Origin of the sequence: Methylobacter luteus IMV-B-3098, assembly GCF_000427625.1 — a bacterium.
In the GTDB taxonomy this organism is placed as follows: Bacteria; Pseudomonadota; Gammaproteobacteria; order Methylococcales; family Methylomonadaceae; genus Methylobacter; species Methylobacter luteus.
Map to the genome: position 1 here is coordinate 2,122,979 of NZ_KE386569.1, position 12,421 is coordinate 2,135,399.

The 12,421-nt window shown below is 48.3% G+C and carries 11 protein-coding genes and 1 tRNA gene; 1 reads left to right on the plus strand and 11 read right to left on the minus strand.

The features are described 5' to 3' along the window. Positions 1-33 precede the first annotated feature (33 nt). From METLU_RS0111705 to rnr, 9 genes are all read right to left on the minus strand, one after another. Positions 34-1,977 (minus strand): heme lyase CcmF/NrfE family subunit, encoded by a 1,944-nt coding sequence (locus METLU_RS0111705; protein ID WP_027158373.1) that lies wholly within the window; start codon positions 1,975-1,977, stop codon positions 34-36. Then, the gene (gene ccmE, locus METLU_RS0111710) at positions 1,977-2,423 is read right to left on the minus strand and encodes a cytochrome c maturation protein CcmE (protein WP_027158374.1); all 447 of its coding nucleotides are present in this window, start codon (positions 2,421-2,423) and stop codon (positions 1,977-1,979) included. Before ccmE ends, METLU_RS0111705 begins: the two co-directional genes overlap by 1 nt. After that, positions 2,420-2,587, minus strand: coding sequence for a heme exporter protein CcmD (ccmD, locus tag METLU_RS0111715; protein ID WP_027158375.1), 168 nt, complete (start codon positions 2,585-2,587; stop codon positions 2,420-2,422). The genes ccmE and ccmD overlap by 4 nt, the downstream gene beginning before the upstream one ends. After that, complete coding sequence (locus METLU_RS0111720) at positions 2,584-3,351, minus strand: heme ABC transporter permease (RefSeq protein WP_036243074.1); 768 nt, start codon at positions 3,349-3,351, stop codon at positions 2,584-2,586. Before METLU_RS0111720 ends, ccmD begins: the two co-directional genes overlap by 4 nt. Before the next feature lie 265 nt (positions 3,352-3,616). Beyond that, complete coding sequence (locus tag METLU_RS28665; RefSeq protein ID WP_231383592.1) at positions 3,617-3,778, minus strand: hypothetical protein; 162 nt, start codon at positions 3,776-3,778, stop codon at positions 3,617-3,619. Between the two features lie 112 nt (positions 3,779-3,890). Continuing rightward, positions 3,891-4,565, minus strand: a complete 675-nt coding sequence (gene ccmB / locus METLU_RS0111730; RefSeq protein ID WP_027158377.1) for a heme exporter protein CcmB — start codon at positions 4,563-4,565, stop codon at positions 3,891-3,893. Next, positions 4,565-5,188 (minus strand): cytochrome c biogenesis heme-transporting ATPase CcmA, encoded by a 624-nt coding sequence (gene ccmA / locus METLU_RS0111735; protein ID WP_027158378.1) that lies wholly within the window; start codon positions 5,186-5,188, stop codon positions 4,565-4,567. Before ccmA ends, ccmB begins: the two co-directional genes overlap by 1 nt. A 7-nt stretch (positions 5,189-5,195) precedes the next feature. Beyond that, the gene (gene rlmB / locus METLU_RS0111740) at positions 5,196-5,936 is read right to left on the minus strand and encodes a 23S rRNA (guanosine(2251)-2'-O)-methyltransferase RlmB (RefSeq protein ID WP_027158379.1); all 741 of its coding nucleotides are present in this window, start codon (positions 5,934-5,936) and stop codon (positions 5,196-5,198) included. Continuing rightward, entirely contained in the window at positions 5,933-8,176 is a 2,244-nt protein-coding gene (gene rnr, locus METLU_RS0111745; RefSeq protein WP_027158380.1) for a ribonuclease R, read from the minus strand. Before rnr ends, rlmB begins: the two co-directional genes overlap by 4 nt. 363 nt (positions 8,177-8,539) lie before the next feature. Between rnr and METLU_RS0111750 the strand changes: the two genes are divergently transcribed. Continuing rightward, positions 8,540-8,626, plus strand: a tRNA-Leu gene (locus tag METLU_RS0111750). Between the two features lie 1,200 nt (positions 8,627-9,826). Here the strand turns inward: METLU_RS0111750 and METLU_RS0111760 are convergent. Together METLU_RS0111760 and METLU_RS0111765 are read right to left on the minus strand one after the other, a co-directional pair. Then, positions 9,827-11,119 (minus strand): adenylosuccinate synthase, encoded by a 1,293-nt coding sequence (locus METLU_RS0111760; RefSeq protein ID WP_027158382.1) that lies wholly within the window; start codon positions 11,117-11,119, stop codon positions 9,827-9,829. Between the two features lie 13 nt (positions 11,120-11,132). Further along, positions 11,133-12,323, minus strand: coding sequence for an ATP phosphoribosyltransferase regulatory subunit (locus METLU_RS0111765; protein WP_027158383.1), 1,191 nt, complete (start codon positions 12,321-12,323; stop codon positions 11,133-11,135). Positions 12,324-12,421: the final 98 nt, after the last annotated feature.

Here is a 12,421-nt window from a genome sequence, read left to right on the forward strand (position 1 = left end):
TCTTATCAATAAGGTTATGGCGCAAAAGGTTTTTTATCGTGCCTCTTTTATCCTGTACCGGTAGCGCCTGTCGAAGGCCGCACACAAGCCGCCCGCCGCCATGAATACGGCGCCCAGCCAGATCCAGCGGATGAACGATTTATAGTAAATGCGAAGACTCCAGGCCCCCTGATCGCCCAGCGGTTCGCCTATGGCCACGAATAAATCCCGAAACAGGCCGGCATCGATCGCCGCCTCAGTCATCGGCATGGTCTGCACGCGATAAACCCGTTTCTGCGGTTCCAGTCTGGCGACTTGCGCACCTTTGTGGCTGACCGTGACGAAACCTTGCTCGGCACGGTAGTTCGGCCCTTCGGATTGGCGCACGCCATGAAACTCAAACAGATAGCCCGACATGTCCAGCGTTTCGCCGGGCGCCATGCGGACATCTTTCTCGACGCTGTAGACCGTGGTAAAGGTAATGCCGATGACAAAAACCGCGATACCCAGATGCGCGACAGTCATGCCGTAAAATCCGGCCGGCACGCTTCGTAACCGTTGCCATGAAAAGCCGCGGGCACCTGCCCTATCCATGAAAGCCAGAATTGAAATAGCCGCGGTCCATAACGCCAGCGTCACGCCCAGCACCGCCGCCCAGGAATAAAAAGGCATGGCGAAAGGAATCAGCAGACCGCCGGTCACACAGATCAGAATTGCCCAGCGCACGCGCAAGGCAACCGTCTTGATATCGTCTCTTTTCCAGCGAAGCAGCACGCCCAGACCTACCGCAATCGACAACGGCGCCATCAATGGAATAAACACGGCATTGAAATAAGGCGGGCCGACCGAAATTTTGCCCAGACCCAATGCATCGATTATCAGCGGATACAGGGTGCCGAGCAGAATGCTGGCGGCTGTTACGACGAGCAGGACGTTGTTCAACAAAATCACGGATTCCCTGGACACCAGTTCAAAGGTCGCATTGCTCTTGACGTAAGGTGCTCTGACCGCATACAGCAACAGCGAACCGCCCACAACGGCAGCCAGAAATATCAGGATGAACAATCCTCTGGCTGGATCGCTGGCAAATGCATGCACGGACGTCAACACGCCGGACCGCACCAGAAACGTGCCCAACAAGCTCAGAGAGAATGCGAAAATCGCCAGCAGCACCGTCCAGGTCTTGAACACGCCGCGTTTTTCGGTCGCCGCCAGTGAGTGAATCAGCGCGGTCCCGACCAGCCAGGGCATGAACGAGGCATTCTCCACCGGGTCCCAGAACCACCAGCCGCCCCAACCCAGTTCGTAATACGCCCACCAACTACCCAAGGCGATGCCTAGCGTCAAAAACATCCAGGCGATATTGGTCCAGGGCCTCGACCAGCGTGCCCAGGCAGCATCCAATCGGCCTTCCAGCAAGGCGGCAATCGCGAACGCGAACGCGACCGAAAAGCCGACATAGCCCATATACAGCATGGGCGGATGTATCGCCAGACCTGGGTCCTGCAACAGGGGATTCAAGTCACGCCCTTCTGCAGGCGCCGGGAACAGGCGCTCGAAAGGATTGGATGTCAGCAGCAGAAACAGAATGAAGCCGACTGCAACCAGCCCCATGACGCCCAGCACCCGCGCCACGGTCGTATCGGGAATGTTTCGGCTGAACAGCGCAACCAGCGCCGTCCAGCACGACAGCACTAACGCCCAGAGCAATAGTGAGCCCTCGTGGGCGCCCCAGACCCCCGAAATCAGATACAGCACAGGTAATGCCGTGTTCGAATTGGTCGCCACGTAGGCGATTGAGAAATCATGCGTCAGAAAACCGTATGTCAGGCAACCGTACGCGATAATCATGAATAAAACCAGTGCGTAAGCCGCCGGCCTCGCCACGGCAATCCAGCCGGCAATGGCGCGCGATGCGCCGATAATCGGCAGTGTGCCTAAAATGACTGCCATGCACAACGCCAGGATCAAAGAGAAATGCCCAAGTTCAGCAATCATTATTTTTGTCCTGTCGCTTGATTCGTGCCGGTTTTCAAACTGCCGGCCACTTCCGGTGGCATATAGTTTTCATCGTGCTTGGCCAGCACTTCCTCGGCGATGAAAACGCCTTGGGCATTGAGTCGACCGTGCGCTACGATGCCCTGGCCTTCCCTAAACAAATCCGGCAGTATGCCGGTGTATTCGACCGTCACGTCTTTACTGAAGTCGGTCAGCTTGAAGCGCACCATCAGCCCGTCGCCGGGCCGCTCGACACTGCCTTTGACGACCATGCCGCCCAAACGGAACAAGGCATCCTCAGGCGCCTTGCCTTCGACCACATCGGTCGTGGAAAAGAAATACATGAGATTTTCATTAAATGACTTCAATGCAAAACCGGCGGCAAAACCGGCGCCCATCAGCATCAAGGCTATCAGGATCAAGCGTTGTTTTCTGGCTGGTTTCATAGCGTACCTTGTCGTTTTTGCTTTAAAGCTTGCTGACGCAAGAACTGTCTGCGTCGCACAATGGGAATAATGATATTGGCCAGCAATACAATGAACGTGACCGCGTAAGAGGTCCATACATAAAAGGCATAACCGCCCATTGCGAAAAATTCCTGCCAGTTCATCGCTCAACTCCCAATGCTGCCATAGACTTGACCCACTGCGCGTTACGCTCGCGCGAAAGCAACTCGATGCGTGCGCGTTGCAGCATCGCAATCAGATAATAAAATTTAAAAGCGACCGCCATCAGCAGCAACGGTATCAGCATGCTGACATGAATGGAAGGTTTGTCCATTTTGGTCACGGTTGGCCCTTGATGCAAAGTGTTCCACCATTCCACGGAATAATGAATGATCGGAATATTGACCACACCGACCAGTGCCAGAATAGCAACAGCCTTAGAGGCAGTGCGTTTGTCATCTATCGCACCATAAAGCCCAATAACGCCAAGGTACAAAAACAGCAAAATAAGCTCGGAGGTTAAACGCGCATCCCAGACCCACCAGGTTCCCCACATCGGTTTGCCCCACAGCGAGCCTGTCACTAACGCAATAAACGTAAAGCCGGCGCCGACCGGTGCACTGCTGACGGCAACAATCTCTGCCAGTTTAATGCGCCAGACCAACCCTATGCCGCCCGCAACAGCCATAACGACATAAATAAACAACGACATCCAGGCGCTAGGCACATGGATATAAATAATGCGATAGCTGTCGCCTTGTTGGTAATCCGGCGGCGCCAGATACAATCCGCCATATAAACCTGCCGTCAGCAGCAGCAGGAAAATAACCGTCAGCCACGGCATCAAACGCTCGGTAAGAGCATAAAAATGCGGCGGAGAAGCCATGCGATGGAAGAATCTAACGACCGGGTCTGGAATCAAAAACATAAGGAACAGATAAAAGGTGAACGGTTCAAGTCCGAAAAGTGAAAGACCACAGGACGGCTTTAGCTGTCCTGCAGCCCGGTTTTTATACCTTGCAATAAGACGGTATCCAACTACGCTCAATCATATATTCAGGCAACTCATTGAAATCAAATCCAATGCCATCTTTAATCATCCGATCAACATCAAGCAATTGGTCAAGTTCAGGAATATCATTAAAGAACAACGTATAAATAAGGTTTGGCCAGTAATTTTGAAACCTTCATGCCTATCGGACCAATAAAATTTTTTCTTTGACAGGGCTTAAAGACATCCATTCCATTTTATCGAGACCGCAAGTGCGCAACATTTCATGAAACAGGCGCACATGGCCGAACTCCTCGGCTAAATGCACCACTGCGCTGCTGAATAAACTGCCGGCAATTTTCAAAGTTTTTCCTTTCGTTCCTGGCGCGTGGCTGGTGAAAAAACAGAACGTATGCTGATCCTATAATTCTTTAGTCCTGATTCATAATATGAATCTTTTATTTTACGAAATATTATCAGCTAATACTCATTTTTAATGCCGCCGCTACCGGCAGCGGCGCCAATACCAATGCCATCAATAAAATCGATATCAAAATACTGATCTGAGCATCCACGGGCAAGCCGCTGCCGGCCATCTCTACTGCATTGCCGGCAAAAATCAGCACTGGGACATACAGAGGCAAAACCAGCAAAGACAGAATCATACCACCCCGACGCAGACCTATCGTCAGCGCGACGCCGATTGCGCCTATCAAACTCAGTACCGGCGTTCCCAGCAGCAAGGTCAGCAATAAAACGCTTAGCGCCGAATCAGGCATGCCCAGGAAAACAGCCAGCAGCGGCGCCACAAGCAGTAACGGCAAGCCTGTCACCAGCCAATGCGCGATTATTTTGCCCAGGACCAAAATCGAGGTCGGGTGCGGGCTCAATAAAATCTGCTCCAGAGATCCGTCGTCAAAATCCGAACGGAACAAACTATCCAATGAAAGCATGGCCGCCAGTAGTGCCGAGACCCAGATAATGCCTGGCGCAATCGCTTGTAATAAGTTTGGTTGCGCGCCTATCCCTAACGGAAACAGCGTAATCACCAGGACAAAAAACAACAACGGATTGACCATTTCCGAGCGGCGCCGCGAGGCCAGAACAAGATCGCGCCGGATGATGGCGAAAAATGCACGTGATAAAGACATCAGGACAAATTAATACGTTGCACATCCACATCATGCAAATCGATGTCATGATGTGAAGTCAGAATGATCATGCCGCCTTTGACTGCGTGCTCGATCATTAAAGTTTCAATAAGGGCAATCCCCTGTTTATCCAGCGAAGTAAAAGGCTCGTCAAGAATCCACAGCTGGTTGTCCGTAATCAGCAGACGAGCCAATGACAGTCTTCTTTTTTGTCCCGCCGACAAGGTCTGCACGAGCGCATCATCGAAACCGGCCAGATGCACTTTATCCAGAGCCGCCTCAATGGAATAGCGCCCGGGTTTGCTTAACGCCAATGCCATTTTTAAATTTTCCAGCACGGTCAATTCTTTTTTGATGCCATCCAAATGACCGATATAAGCCATCTGTTCATAAAACTGACTATCGTTTACCGCTTCGCCGCACCAGCGCACCTCCCCGGCATCCGGCTCGCGAAATCCGCATAGAATGCGTAACAACGACGTCTTGCCGCTGCCATTTTTGCCTTCCAGCAATAAAACCTGACCTGAATATAGCTCGAAATTTAGCCCTGCAAACAGGAGTCTGTCGTCGCGTATACAGCTCAGGTCGCTGCCCTCAAGGGATAATTGTTGCTTTATTTCCATCGTGCTTTTAATTCGAACGCTGCCGCACAGCCTCATACAACAATACACCAGTAGCGACGGATAAATTAAGGCTTTCCACTTGTCCCAGCATAGGCAATTTAACCAGAAAATCGCATTGCTCCTGCGTCAACCGTCTTAAGCCTTTGCCTTCGGCACCAACCACTACGGCAAGCGGCACGGTTAAATCGGTCTGATAGACGGTCTGCGTTGCGGCGCCGGCGGCGCCCATGATCCAGATGCCTTGATCCTTGAGCCAGCGCAGGGTTCTGGACAGATTGGTCACTTGGTAAACGGGTACCGTTTCGGCCGCACCACTGGCAACTTTACAAACTGTCGGGGTGATGCCGGTAGCATTGTCCTTGGTAATGATCACACCCTGCACACCAGTTGCATCAGCCGTTCGAAGGCAGGCGCCTAGATTGTGCGGATCCTGAACATTGTCCAGTACCAGAAATAAGGCTGTGCCTGTTAAGGATTCTACTGCCTGCTTTAAGTCGCTTTCCGATAGCTCGCCTGGCATTTCCACTTCGATCACAACACCCTGGTGATTCTTGCCTTCGGCAAATCGGTCGAGTTTTTTGCGATCGGTTTTTTCAGGCTCTATGCCCAATGACAATAAATCGTCAATAACCTGCATCAAGCGCTTGTCTTGCCGTTGTGTGTCTATCCAGGCTTTGTTGATTTTTTTGGGGGAGTAATCCAGAGCGGCCTGCACCGCATGAATACCGAATAGTTTGGTTAACTTCATTTTTTACTTCTACGTCGCTTTTTCTTAGGTTTGCTCAACGCCGGCCGATTATGCACCAGTTCAAAGTCAATCTTCTTTTCATCCAGATCGACGCGAACCACCTTGACTGTGACACCATCGCCCAAACGGTAGCGGATGCCGGTCTTTTCTCCGAGCAACTGATGACTAGTCGGATCAAAATGAAAATAATCCTGAGCCAGATTGCTGATATGAACCAAACCTTCCACATAAATTTCGGTCAATTCAATGAACAAACCAAATGAAGTGACTGATGAAATAATGCCGGGGAATTCCTCACCGACCTTATCCATCATATATTCGCACTTGAGCCAGTTGACTACGTCGCGCGTCGCGTCATCGGCACGACGCTCATTGGCGGAGCAATGTTCACCCAGCTTCTCCATGTCAGGAATTCCGTAAGGAAAATTCTGCACGGTCTTACCCTGCAGGCAGTGCCTGATAGCGCGATGGACGAGCAGGTCGGGGTAACGCCTAATAGGTGAGGTAAAGTGGGCATAGGCTTCCAGCGCGAGGCCGAAATGACCTTTTAATTCAGGACTATAAACTGCCTGCGACATGGATCGCAATAGAACGGTCTGTATCAAGTGCGCATCGGGCCTGTCTTTGACCGAATCGATCAAATGCATATAGTCCAAAGGCGTCGGCTTGGCGCCACCGCCTAATCTTAATCCCAGCTCGCCAAGAAAGCTCCTCAAGCTCAACAGCTTATCGGGGCTTGGCCCATCGTGTATCCTCAGCAACTTGGGCATTTTTCTACGATTTAAAAAACGAGCCGCCGCCATATTTGCAGTGATCATGAACTCTTCAATCAGCTTGTGCGCATCATTGCGTACGACGGGCACTATTTTTTCAATTTTACGATTTGAGCCGAAAATAATGCGCGTTTCCTGTGTGTCGAAATCCATCGCACCGCGTTGTTCACGACTAACGCGCAAAATTTTGTAAAGCGCATATAAATTCTGCAAATGCGGCATCAATGTCTCGTATTGCTTGGCTAGTTCTTTATCGCCTTCGACGAGCATCTTGGCGACTTTAGTGTAAGTCAACCTGGCATGCGAGCGCATCACGGCTTCAAAAAAGCGTGACCTGATGACTTTACCTTGCTGGTTTATGTAGAGTTCGCAGACCATGCATAGACGGTCTACGTCGGGATTGAGCGAGCATAATCCGTTCGATAAGATCTCCGGCAACATCGGGATGACCTTTTCCGGAAAATATACAGAAGTGCTGCGGTTTTGCGCTTCTCTATCCAAAGACGTATTAATCTGCACATAATGAGAAACGTCGGCGATTGCTACCAGTAATTTCCAACCCGTTGAGGTTTTTTGGCAATAAACCGCATCGTCAAAATCGCGGGCATCCTCTCCGTCAATAGTGACTAACGGGGTTGCCCGTAAATCGACCCGATTCTGCTTAGCCGATTCCGGTACTTCATTTTTCAGCGATTTAATTTCTTCCAGCAATTCATTGGGCCATTGATCAGGCAATTCGTAGGAGCGAATAGCCATCTCGATTTCCATACCTGGCGCCATGTGATCGCCCAACACTTCAACGACTCTGCCGATAGGCTGCCGCAGCTTAGTCGGTTGCTCCAGGATTTCTGCAACGACTATCTGTCCTACTTTTGCCTTGCCTGCATCGCCTTTTTCAATCAGGACGGTTTGCGCGATATTCTTATTATCCGGCACCACATAAGTGAAACCTCTATCCCTGTAAAGCCGCCCTACAACCTGATGCGTATTCCTTTCAAGAACTTCAACAACCGCGCCTTCCCTGCGACCTTTTTTATCGATCCCAGAAACCCGTACAACCGCCCTGTCGTTATGCATCAATTGATCCATTTCCCGCGGTGACAGAAACAGATCATCTGAGCCGTCATCTGGCTTAATGAAACCAAAACCGTCGGCATGACCGATAACGCGGCCGGCAATTAAATCCCTGCTATTGACCAGGCAATACTGCTGCGCCCGGTTAAAGATCAATTGCCCATCCCTTTCCATAGCCCTCAACCGACGTCGCAACGCCTCCAACTGGTCTTCCTCCACCAGCGAAAATGTCTTGGCAATCTCTTTACGCCGCAAAGGCCGCCCTATCTCCTCAATAAGCTGCAGTATCAATTCGCGGCTGGGGATGGGATTCTCATATTTTTCAGCTTCGCGCTGAGCATATGGATCTGTTGTTGAACTAAAATCAACGTCTTTTTTTGACTTCGCTGTCATTTATTTTAATGAAATGCAAGATGATGGATACCATAAGTAATATTCATATAATACATTACTTTAGTATATCGATTAGCATGGAAAGAGAAAAACTTTTGAATTTATACAAAAATGAATCTCCATTTGTCCAGGTTATTAGTATTTTTCATATCTGAAATTATTAGACACGGTCTGACTCATCTTCCGCATGACTAATATGGAAGATTCACAAGCCTAGCTTACTCGCTCATTGGAGAGAATCGGTTATTAAGAGTTCCTTAAACTTTGAAAATAAACCTTATGCTAAAAAATTTACAATTTGTTTGACAAAAATTAAATAAGCCAGTATGATGCGCGCTCACTTAGCTTATACAGCATCCCTCAGCCGAGGTGGTGAAATTGGTAGACACGCTAGCTTCAGGTGCTAGTTGGGGCAACCCAGTGGAGGTTCAAGTCCTCTCCTCGGCACCATCACACATTGTTTTTCCATATTCAATAAATTATTCATAAGCTTATTGAGTTATCCCACACATGCCTGTTGCATGTATTTTTACAATTAATTTCATTATTTTCCCGGAAAATATAGACACACGAAGATTCCTTCGAGGATCTCTACGTGTTTTTTTCGAGCTATCAAAGAAATAACTCCGTCTTTTCTCTGGCACCAACAACTTTCAAAGTATTTACGAATGATTGACTGCGAACATAAGCAGCGATCTTATGGATGCCTAGCAGAACCCCAGAAACCATTTATCATTCAAATGCTTTAACTGAGAGCAGTCCAGAGCCATGATTGAATAGCAAATATCACGTTCTGGACTGACGGTCATTTACCGTACCCGACTCATCATTTTGATTCCGCGAATCTATGGCGATTTGCAAGCAACTACTTTCTGTAGCGTAACAGATACAATAGACCCGACCACATCTCTAGCAATGAATATTGACTTGCCATCCACTTCTAGAGCCCTAGCAGCGGCCGAGTAAAATTGAAACGAAATAGATTCCCTCAATCTTATCTATTGACATAACATCTGACTTGTGATAAATCATTAACCGCGTGTTAGCATACACTAAACACATTTCGTCGCTGGACGCCATCATTCTTATATTAAGGAAGCATATATTACTGTCTTGCTATAAGGAAACATATATGTTGTATAATCATATTGGTAAACACACCATTAAAAGTGTTAAAGATTCCGGAAAAATTATCGTCATGGAGGATAATTCAAAATGGGAAGTCTATTCACTTGATAAATTCACGTCAAAGATATGGGGCTTCGCCGATAGAGTTACCATCAAGCCTGATATCGGTTCCAAGTTTAGAATTGAGCGCAAGACCAGAAGCGGTAAAGTCGAGAGAATTAGAGCGACTTTTTTAAATTAATAATTTCCATCAAGACTCAAACTTATGAAAAAGGCCGCGTAAGCGGCCTTTTTCATAGCCATCCATTATGATTGATCTATGTACTTTAAAAATGAGGCATTGTTAATAAAGTATAGCATCCAGTTCTCCACCCCATTTGCGTACCAGAAGCATGACGCAATACTTCAGCATGATCTTGCTTTGCTATAGCATTTAGACTTTCGGCGTAGCCGGGCAAGAAAACGCCTATGCTTTCTGAAAAGAATCCATTCATCTTAAACCTTCTCCTCAGCGCTGTTCGCTCATGCAAACGGATGCTCCAGAATAATTGTTTCTTCTCTATCCGGCCCTGTTGACAATATTGCCACCTTAACTCCTATAAGCTCTTCAATTTTCCTGATATAAGCCTTGGCATTCTCAGGCAAAGCATTAAAATCAGTTATGCCTGCAGTGGTTTCGCTCCAGCCTGGCATCTCTTCGATAATGGCATGGCATTCTTCATATTGATCCGCGCCTAAAGGAGCCGTTTCAGTAATTTTCCCGTTCAGTTTATAAGCCGTACAGATACCGACTTTTTCCAAACCATCAAGCACATCCAGCTTGGTTAAACAAATACCACTCAAACTGTTCATTTTCGCTGATTTACGCATAGAAACCGCATCAAACCAGCCAGTACGACGTTTACGTCCTGTCGTCGCGCCAAATTCATGACCTTTCGTGCCCAAATGGTCACCGTTGTCATCATGTAACTCAGTCGGGAAAGGACCATTTCCTACGCGGGTTGAATAGGCCTTGGTAATACCCAGCACATAATGGAGATCCAGAGGTCCAATACCGGTACCTGTAGCCGCTCCACCCGCAGTCGTATTGGACGAAGTGACATAAGGAAAAGTACCGTGATCTATATCCAGCAAAGCACCTTGGGCACCTTCAAATAGTAGATTCTTTCCTTCTGCCTGATATTTGTAGAGTTCCTCTCCCACATCAGCCAACATGGGTTTGATTTGCTCACCCAGCTTTAGCGCTTCATCGAGTGTCTGCTGATAATCTACCGCATCAGCATGATAATAATTAGTCAGCATGAAATTATGATATTCAACCAACTCTTTCAGTTTTTCCGCAAAACGCTTCGGATTACGCAAATCGCCGGCACGCAACCCTCTTCGGGCCGCCTTGTCCTCATAGGCAGGACCAATGCCACGCCCTGTCGTACCAATCGCTTTACTTCCGCGGGCTTTTTCACGCGCCTGATCTATGGCGACATGTACCGGTAAAATCAGAGTGCAAGCTTCACTGATCAATAAACGGTTTCTAACCGGGATACCGGCTTTTTCAAGCAGCTCAATTTCTTCCATCAAGGCATTCGGCGACAATACTACGCCATTACCGATCATGCATTGCACATCATCCCGTAGGATACCGGAAGGAATAAGATGCAGAACGGTTTTCTCCCCCCGTATAACCAGAGTGTGACCTGCATTATGTCCGCCCTGAAAACGAACTACCGCTTCCGCCTGATCTGTCAGCAGATCAACCAGCTTACCTTTACCTTCGTCACCCCATTGAGTACCGATGACAACGACATTTTTTCCCATAATTATTCCAAACTTAAGCTAAGGCCCTTACGACCCAGTCTTGATTATCTTTTTCTAAAATAGATGTACAACCCAGATCCCCGGCATTTCCAGTTTGACCTGGCAACTGCTGAATAACAACCTGACCTTGCGCGCGCAAATCCCTGATTTTTTCGTTCAGTGCTAAATCGTCCGAACAGGGAGCGAAAATCAGCGCCCTCCGTTCTCTCTGATAGATTTCCTTGCTTAATAACGACAATAATTTCAAGTCGGCACTAAAGCCTGTTGCCGGACGTGCACGCCCAAAAACAGCACCAATGTTATCATAGCGGCCACCCCGGGCGATTTCTCTTCCGACCGACGGCACGAAAGCTGCAAATACGACACCGGTATGATAATGATATCCTCGCAATTCCGACAAATCGTAACTGACCGGCAACGATGGATAGATGACAGCCAAGCTTTCCGCGATCGCCTCCAGATCAGCCAAAGCCTGTTTCACCTTCCCATCGGCAATTGACAATATTGCGCGTGCCTTACCAAGGATTTCTTTACCACCACTCAATTCCGGCAATTTCAAAAACATCGCCTTAAGCTCGTTGTCAATAGTGAAATCCGCCATCAATTCCTGAAGCTCAGGCCTGGCCTTGCGCTGCAATACATCAAATAATGCAGTTTCCTGCACTTCCGTTAATCCTGCCTGTCTCGACAAGGCCCGGTATATGCCTACATGCCCCAAATCCAGATGAACATTTTGCAGCCCTGTTATCGCCAGCATTTCCAGCATTAGACGAATGACTTCCACATCGCTTTCCTTGCCGGCATGACCATAAAGTTCAGCACCAATTTGCATTGGGCTTCTGGTTTTCTCCAAAGCATCGCCACGTGTATGCAGAATAGTGCCGACATAACAAAGACGCGTAGGCCATTCATGCTTAAGATTATGGGCATCTATTCTGGCAACCTGCGGCGTCATATCAGCCCTTACTCCGAGCATTTCACCGCTAATCTGATCCGTCAGTTTAAAAGTTTGCAATTCCAGGTCATGCCCTGAACCAGTCAACAATGAGTTCAGATAATCTATAAACGGAGGAATGACTTGCTCATAGCCCCAGCAAGCAAACATGTCCAAGATCCTACGGCGCAAACTTTCAAGATGTTTAGCATCTTCCGGTAAAATCTCATCAATGCCATCTGGCAACAGCCAAGAGTCTTTTTGTTGCATATTTGTGTGTCCACTCAAACAAAACGCCCCGCACGGGCGGAGCGTTTTTATATTTTAAAACAATGTAGTGAATGAACCTATTTCACTAAAACCATCAT